This is a genomic window from Mycolicibacterium sp. XJ870 (genome assembly GCF_053483975.1).
In genome coordinates, this window is the sequence record NZ_JBEFTI010000012.1 from 45,681 (window position 1) to 62,968 (window position 17,288).

Sequence of the window (17,288 nt, forward strand, 5' to 3'; positions counted from 1 at the left end):
GAACCGCCGTGGCGCAACGGCTCGGAGCGCGATACTCATCCGATGAGGTCTACACCGCAGCCGGATGCACTGCGTGGTCGTGTCGCGGTGGTCGCCGGGGCGACGCGCGGGGCGGGCCGGGGTATCGCCGCGGCGCTGGGCGAATCTGGTGCGACCGTCGTGTGCACCGGGCGCAGCAGCGTCTCCGGACACTGCGCCTCCGACTACGACCGTCCCGAAACCATCGAGGAAACAGCAGAATTGGTTTCCGCGCTGGGCGGTACGGGCGTCGCATGGCAGGTGGACCACCTCGAGATCGGCCAGGTTCGCGCACTGGCCGGACGGATCAGCGCCGAGTACGGCCACATCGACATTCTGGTCAACGACATCTGGGGCGCCGAGATCCTCAAGGGTGCGCCTGCCACCTGGGGACAACCGATGTGGCAACACGACCTCGACGACGGGCTGCGTATCCTGCGCCTGGGCATCGACACCCACCTGATCACCTCGCACTGCCTGCTCCCGCTGCTGGCCGCCCGGCCCGGTGGCCTGCTGGTCGAGATATCCGACGGGACAACTGAATTCAACGTCGAGAACTACCGCCTCTCGGTGTTCTACGACTTGGTGAAGAATGCCGTGAACCGGTTGGCGTTCAGCCACGGATACGAGCTAGCCGCGTTCGGCGGCACCGCGGTGGCAGTCACGCCCGGCTGGCTGCGTTCGGAAATGATGCTCGAAAACTACGGCGTCACCGAGACGAATTGGCGCGACGCGCTCGATCCGGTGCGGTCCGACGGCTACCCGATGGCCCCGCCCGGCTTCTCCGAATCCGAGACCCCGCGCTTTGTCGGCCGGGGAGTTGCCGCGATCGCGGCCGACCCGGGTCGCGCTCGCTGGAATCAGCGTTCGGTCAGCTCGGTCGAACTGGCACGCCAGTATGGGTTCACGGATCTCGACGGCCGTCAGCCTGACGCGTGGGTGCCGATATAACCGCAGGTCAGCTCACCAGGTCCCGATTTAGTAGACATTTTCAGAAATCTGTTCACGGATTTCGTTGACACCTGGCTCTACCGGTTGTTCTATGTCGTGGTGACCTTCGACACAATCATCCGCAACGGCCGTTGGTTTGACGGCACCGGTGCGCCGTCAGCTGTGCGCAACATCGGTATTCGCTCAGGGCATCTGGTCGATATCTCGCCGCACGAGCTCGATGCGACCGACTGCCCGCAGGTCATCGATGCCACCGGCAAGTGGGTACTGCCGGGGATGCTCGACATCCACACCCACTACGACGTCGAGGTGCTGGGCGGTCCATCGCTGTCGGAGTCGCTGCGCCATGGAGTGACAACGGTGATGCTGGGCTCCTGCTCGCTGTCCACGGTGCACGTCGACGGGGTCGACGCAGGCGACCTGTTCGGCCGCGTCGAGGCCATCCCGCGTGAGCACGTGATCGCCGCGGTCGACGACAACAAGACCTGGACGAACTGCGAGGAGTACATCGCGGCTCTGGAGGCGCGGCCATTGGGCACCAACCTCGCCGCCTTCATCGGGCACTCCGACATGCGCACCGCGGTGATGGGACTGGACCGGGCAACCCGCTCCGACGAGCGGCCGACTCGCGCCGAGCAGGCCCGCATGGAGCAGATGCTGACCGATGCCCTTGACGCCGGATTCGTCGGAATGTCCTCCCAGCAGCTACTTTTCGACAAGATCGACGGGGAGGTGTGCCGGTCGCGGACGCTGCCGTCCACCTACGCCAAACCCCGTGAACTGCGCAGGCTCAAATCGCTGCTGCGCCGGGCCGGGCGGGTGCTGCAGTCCGGGCCCGACATTCAGAATCCGGCCAACCTGGCCTCTCAGGTTGCACAGTCGCTCGGCATCTTCCGCAACCCGCTCAAGACCAGCCTGCTGTCGGCCGCCGACATCAAGGCCAACCCGTACGCGATCCTGATGATGGGGCCACTGGCCCGGGTGATCAACGCCCTCGGCGGCAACTTCCGCTGGCAGCACCTGCCGGTGCCGTTCGAGGTGTACGCAGACGGCATCGACCTGGTGGTGTTCGAGGAGTTCGGCTCCGGCGCCGCAGCATTGCATCTACGGGACGAGGTCCAACGCAACGAGTTGCTGCGTGACGAGTCCTACCGCCGTCGCTTCCGCAAGGACTACGACGCCAAGTTCGGCGTGCGGGTGTGGCATCGCGATTTCTTCGACGCCGAGATCGTGGCCTGCCCCGACGAGTCAGTGGTCGGGCAGTCCTTCGGACAGGTGGGACTGGACCGCGGCGTGCATCCTGTCGACGCGTTCCTGGACCTCGTGCTGGAGTACGGCACCGAGCTGCGCTGGCACACCACCATCTCCAATCACCGTCCCGAGGTGCTCAAGAAGCTCGCCCGTGATCCGGGGATCCAGATGGGCTTCTCCGACGCCGGCGCGCATCTACGGAACATGGCGTTCTACAACATGGGGCTGCGCCTGCTGCGACACGTCTATGACGCCGAGAAGGCCGGCACGCCGTTCATGTCCGTCGAGCGGGCCGTGCACCGCCTCACCGGCGAACTCGCCGACTGGTACCGCCTCGACGCGGGCCACCTGCGCATCGGGGACCGGGCCGACGTGGTGGTCATCGACCCCGCCCGGCTCGACAACTCGCTCGACGGCTACGCCGAGGACACCGTCGATCAATACGGCGGGCTGTCACGGATGGTGAACCGTAACGACGACACCGTCGAGGCCGTGCTGGTCGGCGGGCGCGCCGTGTACCTCGACGGCGCATTGACCGAGCTGGTCGGTGCGCACCGGACCGGCCGGTTCCTGCGCGCCGCGCACCGGTGCCCGGCTCTGCCCACCCAGAAAGGTGAATTTGCCAGTGTCAGTTGAGGATACGGTCCTTGGACTGTGGAAGGCATTGTCCGACCGGAATTGGGAACTGCTCAAGACATACCTGTCCGAAGAGTGTATCTATCTCGACATGCCAGTTGGGCCGACCGCGGCGGCCAAGGGACCCGAGGACATCGTCAAACGCCTCAAGATCGGTCTCGAACCGTTGGAGTCCTACCAGAACTTCACGGGTCTGCTGGTGGCGAACGGTCCCGACGCCATGTACGAACATCACGAGGAATGGCTTTGGGAGACCGGCGAATCGGCCCTACTGAAATTCGTCACCGTGCACCGGGTCGAGGGCGGCAAAGTCACGCTGTGGAAGGACTACTGGGACATGGGGGCGCTGGCCAACCACGCCCCGCCGACCTGGCTGGCCGACTTCGCCTCCGCGGACATGTCGTGGGTCTTCGACGCGACGGGTTTGGTCTGAGCGGCAGACCGCGTCAGCCGATATCCCATACCAGGCAGAACGGGTGCCCAGCCGGGTCCCGGAACACCCGGAACGTGCTGTCCTCGACGGCATCGGTGACCCGGGTCGCCCCCAATTCGAGAACCTGACGCTGCGCGACGTCAGGATCGTCGACCTGGATGTCGAGGTGAAACTGCTGGGATCCCTGCGGGTCCGGGAACCGCGGTGGCGCGTGCTCCGGCGATAACTGACAAGCCAACCGGCGCCCGGCGGGATCCGTCACGACCACCCAGGTGTCGTCCTGCGCGGCCACCTCCCCGCCCAGCACGCCGGCGTAAAACTCGGCCAGCTTACGGGGATCGCGGCAGTCCAACACGACAGAACGAAGCTTCCCGATCATGGCTGCCGTATTGCCGCTGCGCGCACAGGACAAACCGAACGCTCACACACGCTCAGACACACTCACACGCTCCAAGCCATGCGGAACTTCTCGGCGAGGTGCTCGGGGTCCAGGTCACCGAAGTGCTCGTGCTCGTAACCCCGCACCGCCAGCACCGCGTCGACCACTTCGTCACCCAGAATCCCCCGCAGCAACTCGGAGCCGTCCAGGGCGGCCAGGGCGTCGGCCTGTCGGCTGGGTAGCAGCACGATTCCGTTCTCCGCGCGCTGCGCATCGGTGAGCGCAGCCGGGTCGACGGTGGTCTCCGGCGGGAGCTTGCGGCCCTGCTCGATCCCGTGATGGGCCAAACCGAGGATGGCCGCGGTGGCCAGGTAGGGGTTGGCCGACGGGTCGATGACCTTGACCTCGACATTGGCCCCATACGGGTTGCTCGGACCGCCGATGAGGAAACGCACAGCGGCTTCCCGATTCTCCGTGCCCCAGCAGTTGTAGGCGCCCGACCAGTACCCGGGTTGAATGCGCAGGCCCGACAACACCGATCCACACAGCACGCCCTCCGCGGCCGGCAGTCCGGCGAGCAGCCCGGCCATCGCCGACTCGCCCTCTGGCGTCATGCCCCGCGCCCCGGAGCCCTCGGAGAACAGCGGCTGCTCCCCCTTATCGAGCGAAAAGTGTTGATGAGAACCTGAACCCACGCTCCCGGCGAACGGCAGGGGCGAGAAGCTTGCCCGCAGACCGTGGCGCCGGGCCGCCCTGGCCACGATGATGCGCATCAGGACCAACTGGTCGGCCGCGGCCACCGGATGTTGCGGCGCCAGGGAGATCTCGAATTGGTTGGCCCCGTACTCGGGGTGAAACTGTTCGATCGCCACGCCCGAATTGGTCGCGGCGTTCGTGACATCGCGGATGAAACCCTCGAACTCCAGCAGGCCGGCCAGACCGTACTGCGCCCACAACACCGAGGGCAGTCGACTTCCGTCCGGAGCCACCAGGACGAATTCCATCTCGTGGCCGACCAGGGCGGTGAGGTCGGCCTTGTCCAATCGATCCGTTACCCGTTGCAGAACCCCGCGGCTGCAGTGCGGATCCGGCGACCCGTCCTGGTTGAAGAACGCGCCTGGGGCCCAGGCCAATCCATCGCCCAGGATACGCAGCGCACCCAGGTCGATTCGGATGCGCTGATCACCGACGACGCCGATCGCATCGCCGAACACGATCCCGGTCTGATCGATGGTGAAGGTGTGGAAGACCGGGCTGGCGCCGAGGCCCGGATCGGCGAAGGTGCCCATCCGGCGCAGCGGAACGGTTTTCGCGTGGATCAGCCCGGCCGGACTGACGACGGTGCCGATAAGTGTCGCGACGCCGTCCGATTCGAGTTGGGCGATGGCCGCTGCGGCGAGTGGTTTGGCTGAGCGGGAACTCACGGCAACCATTCTGCGCCGCGACTGCGAAGCTACAGGGTGATCCTGCAGGTTTGCCCGATGTCGAGCGTGCGCAGCACCCGACCCATGCCGAGCCACATGGCACACGACAACGCCAGATCCGTCAGCAGTTCCGCGTCGAAGTATTCGCCGGCACGCTCCCAGAAATCCTCGTCGTCGCGAAGCTCGGTGTGCCCGGCGGCGAAGCGGTGCGCGAACTCGGCGGCGATGCGTTCAGCCGGGCTGTAGCCGGGCCAGGTCTGCCATTGCGCGGCATGGTCGTAAAGATCCTCGTCAACCCCTGCCGCCGCGCCGTCGGAGTCCCGGGTGTTCTGGCAGACCACGCATTCGTTGTCGAGCGCGATGACCATCCGCGCGAGTTCGCGGACCCGCAGCGGCAATCGGCCTTTGGTGTACACCGCATTGGTGAAGTTGGCCATGGCGGTGCCGATATCGGGCGATTTGAGGATCCAGCCTGCGACGTCGTCGTCGGGAAAGTCTCCAATGCGGCTCATGGCCCGAATCGTACGCGCGCGGCGGCGAATCTGGAACAAGTTCTAGTTTCGCTCGGACGTCCCCGCCCCGGCGAGTTCCGTCCGCGCGTCGTCCCAGTCGCGTTGCGCGAGGAACCGATGGGCGATGCGCTCCAGCGCCGCCTCCACCTGGGCCCGGTCCGGACGGCCCTCGAAGGACGGTGAGCTCGCGAGCTTGTCGACGATGCGGCCGACCAGCGCCGTGGATACGGCGTCGACCTGCCGCACTCCGGACTGGGTCAACCACAGCTGGTCACCGGTGCGCAGGGCATACCCGTCGGCCACCAAGCCGGCGAATGTCGGCTCGAGAACTTCGTGCGGGATGTGCAACCGCTCGGAGATGTCGGTCAACCGGGCCGATCCGAACACCTGACTGTGGCGGTAGATCTGCAGCAGCGCCCACAACCGGGCAACGTCCAATTCGCATCCCGGTCCGCCGGCAACCGTGCGCAACCGGATCTCCGGCGAATTGCGCATCAAGCGGCTGATCGCGGTCTCCAGCACCTTCTCCGCCGATTCGCTGCTCGGCATGCCGAACCCCTCGCCCATGTCCAACGCGACAGTCGCGTCCATCTCCTGCAACGGCACCTCTTTGAGGAACAGGGCGACGATGAACCCGAGCAGCGCCACCGGTGCGGCACACAGGAACACCATGCCCAGCGAGTCGGCGTATGCGGTCACGATGGGGGCCGCGACGTCAGCCGGCAGATCGTGCAACGCCTTCGGCGATGCACCGGCTTCCGGCGGAGCACCGCTGAGCGCGAGCGCCCCGGCGAGCCGATCGGACAGGAAGTTCGCGAACAACGAGCCGAAGATCGCCGCTCCGAATGAGCTGCCGATGGTCCGGAAGAAGGTGACGCCTGAGGTCGCAACTCCGAGATCGGCGAAGTTCGAGGTGTTCTGCACGGTGAGGATGAGCACCTGCATGCACAGGCCGATGCCGGTGCCGAGCACGAACAGGTACAGGGACTGCACCGGCATCGGGGTCGCGGCATCCATCCGCGACAGCAGCACAAAGCCCACGAACATCACCGCGGTGCCGACAACCGGGAAGATCTTGTAGCGGCCGGTGCGACTGACGATGGCGCCGCTTCCGGTCGAAGTGATCAGCAGCCCGGCGACCATCGGTAAGGTTCGCAACCCTGATTCGGTGGCCGAGACGCCGTCGACGAACTGCATGAAGGTGGGCAGGAACGTCAACGCCCCCAGCATGGCGAACCCGACGATGAAGGACAGCACGCAGCACACCGCGAACACCGGACTGCCGAACAGCCGCATCGGCAGGATGGGTTCGGCCGCACGGGTTTCCGCCCGGACGAACAGCGCCAGCGCGATCGTTGACCCGACGAACAACGCGATGATGGTCGGTGAGGTCCAGGCATACTCGCCGCCGCCCCAGCTGGTGGCCAGGGTCAGGCCGGAGGCGCCAAGGCCGACGAAGAGGATGCCGGTGTAGTCGATGACGGGGCGCGCGGTCCGGGCCAGCGCCGGGATGGTGCCTGCCGCCACGATGAGCACCACGATTCCGACCGGGACGTTGATCCAGAACGCCCATCGCCAACTCAGGTGATCGGTGAAGAAACCGCCGAGCAATGGACCGATCACCGTGGTGACGCCGAACACCGCGCCGAGCGCGCCCTGATAGCGCCCCCGGTCACGCAACGGGATGACCTCGCCGATCAGCGCGGTGGCAGTGACCATCATGGCGCCGCCGCCGATGCCCTGCAGCGCCCTGGCGGCCACCAGCATGGCCATCGAACCGGACATCCCGCAGAGCACGGAGCCGAGGAGGAAGAACACCACCGCGGCCTGGAAGACGACTTTGCGACCGAAGATGTCACCCACCTTGCCGACCACCGCGGTGACGATCGTCGAGGCGAGCAGATAGCTGGTCACCACCCACGATTGATGGCCCGCGCCACCGAGGTCGGCCACCACCGTGGGCAGTGCGGTGGCCACGATCGTCTGGTCGAGTGCGGCCAGCAGCATGCCGAGCAGGACCGCGACGAACACCAGATTGCGCCGGCGGGGGGTCAGCAGAAGACCGCCCGATTGCGGGTGGGCGGCCGTCGCCTGGTCCGTCATGACATCCTTTCGCCGGCCGGCCGGTTCAGAAGTCATATCGTTAGATGACCTATGAAAGTTACGAGGGCAAACGAACCCGCCCCGCGCAACCGGTGGTTCACCGGCTACCCGGGGCGGCCTCGACTGAAACCAGAGGCGGCTGCAGGCCTACTGCGGAGGCCGGGAGACGCACTGCGCGGCATAGAGCGCGTCGCCCAGCTTGTCCATGAGCTTCAACTGGGTCTCCAGGTAGTCGATGTGGGATTCCTCGTCGGCCAGGATCGTCTCCAAGATCCGGGCTGAGGTCGCATCCTGCTTTTCGCGGCACAGGATAATGCCGGGCTTCAGTCGCGCCATGACTTCGTACTCGATCGCAAGATCGGCCTCGAATTGTTCACGCAGCGTCTGCCCGACGCGTAGAGAGAACAGCCGCTGATAATTCGGTAATCCATCCAGCAGCAGGATCCGGTCCGTGATCGTCTCGGCGTGTCGCATTTCTTCGAACGATTCGGAACGGGTGTGTTCGGCTAGTTCGGTGAATCCCCAGTTGTCCTGCATTTTGGAATGGAGAAAATACTGGTTAATCGCCGTGAGTTCGCTCGTCAATTGCTCATTGAGCAATTTCAGAACCTCCGGGTCGCCTTGCATGGTCACTCCTAAGCACCTTGAGGGCTGATCAAGTGTTGCTGTTTGCCGTGCACTTCCAATCTAGTCCAGAAAGCCCTGTGCGGCGCAATGTTTAACCGCGTTGACGGCATGTTCTTGCAGTGATTCCTTACCGCGGTACCGCGGCCGCCCCATGCGTGGCCACTAAGGCTGGACTGCCTGTCCTAACTAAGGTTAGACTCCGCTAACATGTCGCCAAGTGGGCAAGAAAGGCCGGTAAAAATGGGTGAGTACGATTTGCACTCGCTCATTCTTTCCTGCGATTTTCGGGTCGACGATGTCGAACAGATGTGGAAATGGATGAAGAAACATCGTTCGGGATTATTGGCAATTGGCGCACATCATGTGGTTCTCTATAAGTCGATTTGGGAACCGGGCCGCGTACTGGTGACGATCGGCATCCGACATGCCCGTTCCATACGCGATGTGCTGCGATCGCCGGCAATTTTCGAATGGTTCGACATATCCGGTGTCGAGGACATCCCGCCGATATTCGGCGGCGAGGTCGTGGAGAAGATCGACTTAGCTGAACCGACTCCGCAGGAATATGTCGCCGGCGTGATCGTCGGTGCGGTGGCCGCGGTCGACGACGTGCCGACGCTGATGCGCAAAGTGCACGACGGTATCGGCCGCTTCGAAACCAGTGGAATCCGGAAAATCTGGGTTTACCAGGCGCTCGACGACGGCCGTGAAGTGATGATCCTGCAGGAGGTCGAGAACGAGGTCAGCGCCCGGCAATGGATCGATCATCCCGACGCGGCGGCGGAGTGGATGACCAAGGCCGGTTTCGGCGCGTACCCGAGCCTGTTCGTCGGCAAGTTGGCTCACATCATGACCATCGCAGAGCCGGAATAACCGGGTGAGCTGATGTTTGTTTGCCTGTGCACCGGTACGACGAGTCACGTCGTGAACGAGATCGTCGCGGCCGGAGCCACCACGTCCAAGCAGGTCGCCGATGCCTGCGGCGCCGGCGGCGACTGCGGCCGGTGTAAGCGAACCATCCGCGCGATCATCGCCGCCCATCAGGCGCAGGCGGTCACTGACCGCACCACCCAGTTCAACGGCTGCCCGTCGCGGGCCAGCGGTTAGCTGCCTGTCCCCTTGCGGTCGGCGAATGCCGCCAGTGCGTCGGCATTCGCGGCAGTACCCACGAGTTCGACGAACAGCGCCTTCTCCCGTTCGGTGGCCGCCACAATCGCGTCGCGGACCGGCGCGACCATCGTCTGCTTCACTGCCTGCAGGCTCGAGATCGGCTTGGCGGCAAGGATTTCGGCATGCCGACGCGCCTCCGCAACCAGATCCGCAGGTTCACAGACCTTCCAGACCAGACCCATCTGCAACGCTTCGGACGCGTCGATCCATTCCGAGGACATCAACAGCCAGGCCGCGTTCTGCCTGCCGATCAGCCTCGGCATCAGATACGACGAAGCCGCCTCCGGTGCCACGCCCAGGCTCGTGAACGGGCACTTGAGCCGCGCCGTGGCGGACATGAACGCGAGGTCCGCAAACCCCAGGATGGTGGTCCCGACACCCACGCCGACACCGTTGACCGCGCAGATCAACGGCTTGGAGAACGCGGTGAGCGCTTCGATCATGCCGTAGAAGCCGTGCTCCCCCGGCGTGAAGTCCGGATTGGTGATGCGCGTCTGCATCTCGACCAGATCGTTGCCCGCACTGAACGCCCGGCCGGCGCCGGTGAGCAGCACCACCGCCACGTCTGGATCGTACGCGGCGGCCAGTAGCGCGCTCGTCAGCTCGTCGTACAACGCCTCGTTGAACGCATTGAGCGCCTCGGGACGGTTGAGCGTGAGAGTACGTACCCGGTTGGCATCGTCGATCTGGAGGGTCACGACAGCAGCCTAACTAGAACACGTTCCACTATTCGCCGGCGGGTGCGGCAACCGGTGCGGCGAACGGGCTGGAGTAGACGTACCGACTGGTGGGCACGGTATCGATATTGCTGCTGGCGCCGAAAGCGTCGGTGCTGGCCACCATTCGCCGCATGCGATCGGCGAGCTCGTCGTCGTCGGCGGCGCCGAAGAACGCGTGCAGGTCCGACACCGCCTGCAGCGGGAACAGTTCCTCGACGAAGGCCGCGATCGCCGGGGCCTGCGGCGTGAGTGCGCGCACGACGGTGTTCTGGGTGTAGCCGAAGGTGGCCTGGGTTTCGATGGCCACCGAGGTGTGGTCGACATGCCAGCGGTACAGCCAGGTGGCCTCGTCCAACTCGGCGGGCCTGCGCAGCAGCGCGATGTTGGCCAATCCCTCGGTCCGCTCGCCCGGCAGCGTCGGCGGCGCAGGCAGCGGCACCGACTCCGTCACCAGATAGGCCGCGGCACAATCGCATTCCGCGCTCAGTAGGTCGATTGCCGTGCGGACCTGCTCTCCGTAGTACTGCTGGACCCACATGCTCACCACCGCGACCACGGGCGGATCCAGCGTCGTCAGCGTCATCAGGGAATCGCGCACGACGTCGTCACGCACGTTGACCGTGAGTCCGGCCAACCCCGTCGCGAGCAGCTCGTCGCGGACGCGGGTCCGCAGTTCCACGCACCAACCTTCGTCGGATTCAGCGGCTCGCAGCGTGACGATGACTTTTTCCACGCCCCGGAACCTACCGTCGACGGGTACCGAACGCGCCAGGTGTGGCCAGTTGACCACCTCGCGGCCGTGATGGCGCGAGAATGACAAGGTGCAGACGGGAGGACAGCCAGCCGATGCGCTGCGGTTGAGCACCCCCGACGCGGGTGCAGTGACGCGCAGTCTGATCGGCGTCCTCGTGGTGACCGCGGCGGCGTTGGCGGTGGCTTCTGGACCGACCGCCATGTGGACGCTCGGGGCCGGGGTGATCGCGGGCGCAATCTCCTTGCAGCGCAGCCCGGGCGGACGGGTGCCGCTTGTCATCACCGCGTCACTCGAGCTGGCCATCGTGGTGTTCCTCGGTGTCGTCACCGGCTCACACAGCATGCTTTTCGTCGCGGCAGTGGCGGCATGGTGCTTCGCCGCGGGAATGCAGTGGTCGGTCGGGGCGAACGCCGGCCTGGTGGCGTCGGCGGCCTGCGCACTTCTGGTGATCACGCCGCCCACGGCCACGACGTTGGGCGACATCCTGTTGGCGCCCACATTGGTGTTTCTTGCCGGGGTGCTGCAGGCGGTGCTCATCGCGGTCTGGCCACCGCGCAGCTGGCGGGCCCAACGGGATGGGCTGACCCGGGCATACCGGTCGCTGGCGACCGACGCCCGCAGCGTGGCCGCCGACTGCACGGCCGACGTGAACGACGCCCCGTTGACGTGGCTGCGGGAGGTCTTCGCCGACAGCCAGGTCAACCAGCGCCCCAGGGCGTATCACGGTGGATACCGCCTGCCCGAGAGGATCGCGGCGACGCTGGCCTCGTTGCGGACCACCGCGGGTGAAAACCGGGACAGCGACCGGGCCCCGGACGCCGACAGCGGGCTGCCGCAGTTGTTGACCGCTGCCGCGGTACTGCTCGACGCGGTCGCCGACCACGGGCACACCGCCCGTCGCGATGCGGAGCATGCCCTGGCCAGGGTCGATGCTGCGGCTTCCGGGGTGGCCGGCCCGGAATCAGCACTAGCCCAACGGTTATGCGAACAGTTGCGGGAGGCGGCCGTACTGCGATTCGGGCAGTTGCACCGGCCGGATGTCATCGGATCACTGGCGTCGGTCCCCGCGGTGGTCCGTTCACACCTCACCTGGACCTCACCGATTCTGCGGCACGCCTTCCGGTTGTCGGCGACGACAGCGCTCGCCGTGGCGGTGGCGCGGTTCAGCGGGCTGGAGCACGCCTATTGGATCGCGCTGACAGTCGTGGTGGTGCTGCGACCGGAGACCGCGCACACCTACACCAGGTGTGCGGGCCGGATGGCTGGGCTGGCCGCGGGAATCGTCGTCGCATCGGCGCTGACCCTGCTCTGGGCGCCCGGCAGCATGGCCTCGGCGGTGTGCGCCGCGCTGTTCGTCGTGGTGGCATACGCCGTAGCCCGATTCGGGTACCTCGCGATCGGGGTGGCCGTGGGCGCGGTCGCGTTCTTCGTCATCGGCGTCAGCGGCGCAGCGGAATGGTCGGGAATCGCCGACCGACTGTTCGCCGTCATCGTCGGCGGCGGCTTGGCGGTAATGGCACACGTGGTGTTGCCCGATCACGCGCTGGTTCGGTTGCGGCAACGTGCCGGTGAGCTGCTGATGACCGAGATCGACTACGCCGCACTCGTGGTGCGGGCTTTCGTGCACGAGGTGGACCATCCCGCCGAGGCCCTCTCCGCGGCTTGGCAGCGGGCGTTCCGCGCGCGGGCGGCTTTCGAGGCAGCGTGGGGCGCAGCGCGGCTGGACTCGCCGGTTCTGCGCCGGTGGCTGCGTTCCTATCGCGCGGCGCTGAACTCGGTCACCAGCGCCTGCACCACGCTGGAGAACAACTTGCCGAGCCATCCGTCGTCGGCGCTGCACAGCGAATTCATCGCTGCCGTAGACGATTACGTGGACGTGTTGCGCGGCGCACCGCCGAGCCCGGCGGTGCCGTGGACCCTGGACACCACCGAGTTGTCGGCGGCCCTGCGGCGGGTGCACGACGTGGCCTCGACCCTGGCCGCCGACAACGGCGCAGCGCGCATTCTGGTGGCCGAGCTGTCCACCATCACCCGCAGCCTCGCGGGGATCTCGGTCGACCGCGTCGAGCCGTCCGGTGAGCCTCGCTAGCGGATCAACTCCGTGCCCACTTCGGCAGGATGAACACGCCCTCGGCCTCGGCGGTGATGCCGTCGGCGTCGGAAATATGGCCGGCGGCAAAGGCTTTGATCCCGTCCGTGCGGGTGATTCGGCCCTCGCCGTGCAGGTTGCCCAGCGGCGTGGCGCGTAGGTAACGGATGGTCAGGGTGCCCGTGAAACGGGGACTCACCGGGTCGTTGGCCGCCACCTCCCCCAGCACATGGTCGAGCACCATGGCGACGATGCCGCCGTGCACGTGCCCCGGTGGACCTTCGTAGGCCGCGCCGAGATGGAAGTCTGTCGACACCGCCCCAGTCCCGTCCTTGACGATCACCAAAGGCGGCGAAATCGCGTTGCGGATGCCGATCGCCGGGTTGCCCCATGGCATGCGATCACCGTCGGAGGTGTAGCGGACGCCGAACGCTCCGTCGATCTGCTTGGCCCGCAGCCGCGTGGTCGCCGCGTCAATCTGGGCTTTGGCGGCCTCGACCTCGTCGGCGTCCACCTCCGAGCGGATCGTCGCGTCAATGAGCTCCCGCACCGAAGCGGCCAGTGGTTCGTATACCGACCGCAGACGCTGCACATCGGCAGAACTGAAGCCCTCAACATGGGTGAAACCCGCCATCCGAGGAAGGCTAACCGATCCGCAGGTCTTCTTCCGACAGTGCCTGCGGACTATCGTGCCAAAGGTGACGGATCTTGTTCCGACCAAACCGTATTACCAGCTCGGGTCCTATCATCGGCCGATCGAGACGGATTCGCCGCAGGCCCAGACCTGGTTCGACCGTGGCATGGTCTGGGCCTACGCCTTCAACCACGAAGAGGCCATCCGCTGTTTCGAACGGGCCCTGGAATTCGACGGTGACCTGGCGATCGCCCACTGGGGAATCGCCTATGCGATCGGCCCCAACTACAACAAGGCCTGGGAGGCGTTCGACCCGGTCGACCTGGAGACCTCGCTGACCCGGGCCAGGGCCGAACTCGAGCTGGCCGCGGGCGGCCGGGCCACCACGGTGGAGCGCGATCTGATCTCGGCGCTGCACAAGCGGTTTCCCACCGGCGATCCGACCGACACCGCGGGCCTGCTGGCCGGCCACGCAGACTACGCCGACGCCATGGCGGCGCTGGCCGGCACCCTTCCGGGCGACCTCGACGTACAGACGCTGGCCGCCGATGCCCTGCTCAACGTGACGGCATGGGCGCTGTGGGACGGTCGCACGGGCGAACCCGCCCCCGGCTCCCGGGTACGCGAGGCCAAGCAGATCCTCGACGGCGTGCTGGGTACCCCGGCCGGGCGCGAACATCCCGGGGCACTGCACCTCTACATCCACGCGATGGAGATGTCGACCACGCCGCAAGCCGCGTTGCCTGCCGCCGACCTGCTCCGCGGCCTGGTCCCCGACGCAGGCCACCTGCAGCACATGGCCAGCCACATCGACGTGCTGTGCGGCGACTATCGCAGCTCCATCGTGGCGAATCTTGCTGCGGTGCACGCTGACCGGGCGTTCGTGGAGCGGGAGGGCGCGCTGAACTTCTACTCGCTGTACCGCGCCCACGACCTGCATTTCGTGGTGTATTCGGCGATGTTCGAGGGCAGTTCGCAGATCGCCCTGCAGGCCGCCGACGAACTTTCCCGCCAACTCACCCCCGAGTTGCTGTCCGTGCCCTCACCGCCGATGGCCGATTGGCTGGAGGCATTCGTGCCGCTGCGCATCCACGTACTGGTCCGGTTCGGCCGGTGGGATGACCTGATCGCCGAACCGCTGCCCGCCGACCCCGAGCTGTACTGCACGACGACGGCGACCATCCACTACGGCCGCGGCGTTGCGTATGCCGCGACGGGGCAGCTTGAGGCGGCCCGGGCCGAGCGCGAAGCGTTCACCGCGGCATACCGGCGCATCCCGGACAGCCGCTACCTGTTCAACAACACCAGCGTCGACATTCTGGCCATCGCCGCAGAAATGCTCGATGGCGAACTCGCCTACCGGGCAGGCGATCACGAGACCGGTTTCGCACACCTGCGACGGGCGATCGAACTCGACGACGCACTGCCCTACGACGAACCGTGGGGCTGGATGCAACCGACCCGGCACGCCTACGGCGCCCTGCTGCTGGAACAGGGACACGTCGAGGAGGCGGCACAGGTGTACGCCGCCGATCTCGGGCTCGATCCCACGCTGAGCCGGTCGTGCCAGCATCCGAACAACGTGTGGAGCCTGCACGGCTATCACGAATGCCTGCAGCGGCTGGGCCGCGATGGCGAAGCCACGATCATCGGCAGGCAGTTGGAGCTGGCCGTGGCCCGCGCCGACGTGCCGATCGCGGCGTCGTGCGCATGCCGCCTCGGCTCGCCCGCGTAAACTCCGGCTGTGGCCATCAGCGATGACGACCTCCGGCATCTGCGCAGGTGCGTCGAGCTCGCCGGCGAAGCCCTCGACGTCGGCGACGAACCGTTCGGCTCGATTCTGGTCGACGACTCCGGCCGGACGCTGTTCGAGGACCGCAATCGGGTCAAGGACGGCGACGCCACCCAGCACCCCGAGTTCGCGATCGCCCGCTGGGCCGTCGGGCATCTGGAACCCGGACAACGGGCAGCCGCGACCGTCTACACCTCCGGCGAACACTGCCCGATGTGCTCGGCCGCGCATGCGTGGGTGGGATTGGGCCGCATCGTCTACGCGACCTCGTCCGCACAATTGAGCGGTTGGCTGGCCGAATGGGATGCACCGTCGGCACCGGTCGCACCCCTGCCGATCACCACTGTGGCTCCCGGCGCCGAGGTCGACGGACCGGCTCCCGAACTCGCCGAGGCCATGAAAGCGTTGTACGTAAAGAAGTTTCGGGCATGACAGGGTCCTCGCGCAAGCGCTCGTCCGCGACAGGGTCCTCGCGCGAGCCGGCATGGGTGACGCACGCCATCTGGTGGCAGGTGTATCCGCTGGGTTTCGTCGGCGCGTTCCCCGCTGACCCCGCGCCGACGCCCGACCAACACCGGTTGCGCCGAATCGTCGAATGGCTGGACCACGCAGTGGAACTCGGCGCCTCCGGCGTCGCGCTCGGCCCGGTGTTCGAATCCCGCACCCACGGCTACGACACCACCGACCATTTCCGCATCGATCAAAGGCTTGGCGACGACGCCGATTTCGATCACCTGATCACCGAGGCGCATCGGCGCGGGCTGCGGGTCCTGCTCGACGGCGTGTTCAACCATGTCGGCACCGATTTCGGCAGGTACCGCGAAGCCCTCGAGGGTGGCGGCGACCATCCCGCGTCCACGTGGTTCCGCCGCCGCGGCGCGCAGTCGGGGTTCGACACGTTCGAAGGCCACGGCGAACTGATCGCGCTCAACCACGACAACCCCGAGGTGGTGGAGTACACAGCCGGCGTGCTGCGGCACTGGCTGGGCCGCGGCGCCGACGGCTGGCGACTGGACGCGGCATACGCGGTGCCCGACCGGTTCTGGGCACAGGTACTGCCGACGGTGCGCCGCGAATTCGGCGACGCCTGGTTCGTCGGCGAGGTGATCCACGGCGACTACCCTGCGACGGTCCACGCCGCGACCTTCGATTCGGTCACCCAGTACGAACTCTGGAAGGCCATCTGGAGCGCGCTGAACGACGGAAACTTCCACGAACTCGACTGGGCGCTGCAGCGGCACAACGACTTCCTGGAAACCTTTGTGCCGCTGACGTTCATCGGCAACCACGACGTCACCCGGATCGCCAGCCAGCTGGAGAATCCGCAGCATCTCGAGCACGCGCTGGTCATCCTGCTCACCACCGGCGGGACACCGAGTGTCTACGCCGGCGACGAATCGGCCTATCGCGGGGTCAAGGAGGACCGCCGCGGTGGCGATGATGCGGTTCGTCCGGAATTCTCCTCTCCCCCAAGCGATTCGGATTCTCCGGGCGCCGACATGCGGCGGCTGCACCAGTACCTCATCGGAGTACGCCGCCGTCATCCATGGCTGCACACCGCGACCACCTCGGCGGTTGCGCTGACCAACACGCAGTACGTATACCGAACCGCCGGCGACACCGGTGCACTGCTGGTGGCGCTCAACATCGACGATGCGCCGCTGCGGCTGTCGCTCCCGGAGCTGGGTGTGCCGTCCGGGCAGGTGATCTCCGGTTCGGGGGCTCCGCCGCAGGATGTGGTTTCCCAGACCGAGGTGCCCCCGCATGGCTGGCTGATCATCGAGCCACGCTAACCA

Annotated in this window: 16 protein-coding genes and 1 pseudogene; 9 read left to right on the plus strand and 8 right to left on the minus strand. The window is 66.4% G+C overall.

Annotation, left to right across the window (positions count from 1 at the left end; translation table 11 throughout):
• The first annotated feature begins 42 nt into the window (after nucleotides 1-42).
• From ABQF30_RS28405 to ABQF30_RS28415, 3 genes are all read left to right on the plus strand, one after another.
• Complete coding sequence (locus tag ABQF30_RS28405; RefSeq protein ID WP_448470186.1) at nucleotides 43-969, plus strand: SDR family oxidoreductase; 927 nt, start codon at nucleotides 43-45, stop codon at nucleotides 967-969.
• 99 nt (nucleotides 970-1,068) lie between these two features.
• Nucleotides 1,069-2,856 carry an N-acyl-D-amino-acid deacylase family protein gene (locus ABQF30_RS28410; protein WP_448470188.1) on the plus strand — a complete coding sequence of 596 codons (1,788 nt, stop codon included), beginning with the start codon at nucleotides 1,069-1,071 and terminating at the stop codon, nucleotides 2,854-2,856.
• Nucleotides 2,846-3,289, plus strand: coding sequence for a nuclear transport factor 2 family protein (locus tag ABQF30_RS28415; RefSeq protein ID WP_448470190.1), 444 nt, complete (start codon nucleotides 2,846-2,848; stop codon nucleotides 3,287-3,289). Before ABQF30_RS28410 ends, ABQF30_RS28415 begins: the two co-directional genes overlap by 11 nt.
• A gap of 13 nt (nucleotides 3,290-3,302) precedes the next feature.
• Here the strand turns inward: ABQF30_RS28415 and ABQF30_RS28420 are convergent, their stop codons facing one another.
• The 5 genes and pseudogenes from ABQF30_RS28420 to bfr all read right to left on the minus strand — a co-directional run bounded on the left by ABQF30_RS28420 (nucleotide 3,303) and on the right by bfr (nucleotide 8,334).
• A complete protein-coding gene (locus tag ABQF30_RS28420; RefSeq protein WP_448470192.1) occupies nucleotides 3,303-3,668 on the minus strand; it encodes a VOC family protein in 366 nt (121 codons plus the stop codon).
• Nucleotides 3,669-3,730: 62 nt separating this feature from the next.
• The gene (locus ABQF30_RS28425; RefSeq protein WP_448470194.1) at nucleotides 3,731-5,101 is read right to left on the minus strand and encodes a type I glutamate--ammonia ligase; all 1,371 of its coding nucleotides are present in this window, start codon (nucleotides 5,099-5,101) and stop codon (nucleotides 3,731-3,733) included.
• A gap of 20 nt (nucleotides 5,102-5,121) precedes the next feature.
• The gene (locus tag ABQF30_RS28430; RefSeq protein ID WP_448470196.1) at nucleotides 5,122-5,604 is read right to left on the minus strand and encodes a carboxymuconolactone decarboxylase family protein; all 483 of its coding nucleotides are present in this window, start codon (nucleotides 5,602-5,604) and stop codon (nucleotides 5,122-5,124) included.
• Nucleotides 5,605-5,646: 42 nt separating this feature from the next.
• Nucleotides 5,647-7,767, minus strand: a pseudogene (locus ABQF30_RS28435) (DHA2 family efflux MFS transporter permease subunit); the annotation flags it as partial.
• A gap of 87 nt (nucleotides 7,768-7,854) precedes the next feature.
• Complete coding sequence (bfr, locus tag ABQF30_RS28440) at nucleotides 7,855-8,334, minus strand: bacterioferritin (protein ID WP_448470476.1); 480 nt, start codon at nucleotides 8,332-8,334, stop codon at nucleotides 7,855-7,857.
• A gap of 240 nt (nucleotides 8,335-8,574) precedes the next feature.
• On the opposite strand from bfr, the gene ABQF30_RS28445 reads away from it, so the two are divergent.
• Together ABQF30_RS28445 and ABQF30_RS28450 are read left to right on the plus strand one after the other, a co-directional pair.
• Nucleotides 8,575-9,207, plus strand: coding sequence for a fatty-acid--CoA ligase (locus tag ABQF30_RS28445; protein ID WP_448470198.1), 633 nt, complete (start codon nucleotides 8,575-8,577; stop codon nucleotides 9,205-9,207).
• A 12-nt stretch (nucleotides 9,208-9,219) separates the two neighbouring features.
• Nucleotides 9,220-9,441, plus strand: a complete 222-nt coding sequence (locus ABQF30_RS28450; protein ID WP_448470200.1) for a (2Fe-2S)-binding protein — start codon at nucleotides 9,220-9,222, stop codon at nucleotides 9,439-9,441.
• On the opposite strand, the gene ABQF30_RS28455 is transcribed toward ABQF30_RS28450, so the two are convergent.
• Nucleotides 9,438-10,202 (minus strand): enoyl-CoA hydratase/isomerase family protein, encoded by a 765-nt coding sequence (locus tag ABQF30_RS28455; RefSeq protein WP_448470202.1) that lies wholly within the window; start codon nucleotides 10,200-10,202, stop codon nucleotides 9,438-9,440. The two genes, ABQF30_RS28450 and ABQF30_RS28455, sit on opposite strands and share 4 nt — an antisense overlap.
• A gap of 28 nt (nucleotides 10,203-10,230) precedes the next feature.
• On the minus strand, nucleotides 10,231-10,956 hold the full coding sequence (locus tag ABQF30_RS28460) for an EthD domain-containing protein (RefSeq protein ID WP_448470204.1): 726 nt from the start codon (nucleotides 10,954-10,956) through the stop codon (nucleotides 10,231-10,233).
• Nucleotides 10,957-11,044: 88 nt separating this feature from the next.
• Here ABQF30_RS28460 and ABQF30_RS28465 point away from each other — a divergent pair, with 88 nt between their 5' ends.
• Nucleotides 11,045-13,066: an FUSC family protein gene (locus ABQF30_RS28465; RefSeq protein WP_448470206.1), complete on the plus strand. Its 2,022-nt coding sequence runs from the start codon at nucleotides 11,045-11,047 to the stop codon at nucleotides 13,064-13,066.
• 4 nt (nucleotides 13,067-13,070) lie between these two features.
• Here the strand turns inward: ABQF30_RS28465 and ABQF30_RS28470 are convergent, their stop codons facing one another.
• Nucleotides 13,071-13,700, minus strand: coding sequence for a PaaI family thioesterase (locus ABQF30_RS28470; RefSeq protein WP_448470208.1), 630 nt, complete (start codon nucleotides 13,698-13,700; stop codon nucleotides 13,071-13,073).
• A 64-nt stretch (nucleotides 13,701-13,764) separates the two neighbouring features.
• Between ABQF30_RS28470 and ABQF30_RS28475 the strand changes: the two genes are divergently transcribed.
• The 3 genes from ABQF30_RS28475 to ABQF30_RS28485 are packed head-to-tail and all read left to right on the plus strand — an operon-like array spanning nucleotide 13,765 to nucleotide 17,285.
• The gene (locus ABQF30_RS28475) at nucleotides 13,765-15,435 is read left to right on the plus strand and encodes a tetratricopeptide repeat protein (protein ID WP_448470209.1); all 1,671 of its coding nucleotides are present in this window, start codon (nucleotides 13,765-13,767) and stop codon (nucleotides 15,433-15,435) included.
• Nucleotides 15,436-15,444: 9 nt separating this feature from the next.
• Nucleotides 15,445-15,924, plus strand: a complete 480-nt coding sequence (locus tag ABQF30_RS28480) for a nucleoside deaminase (RefSeq protein WP_448470211.1) — start codon at nucleotides 15,445-15,447, stop codon at nucleotides 15,922-15,924.
• Complete coding sequence (locus ABQF30_RS28485) at nucleotides 15,921-17,285, plus strand: alpha-amylase family protein (RefSeq protein ID WP_448470213.1); 1,365 nt, start codon at nucleotides 15,921-15,923, stop codon at nucleotides 17,283-17,285. Before ABQF30_RS28480 ends, ABQF30_RS28485 begins: the two co-directional genes overlap by 4 nt.
• Nucleotides 17,286-17,288: the final 3 nt, after the last annotated feature.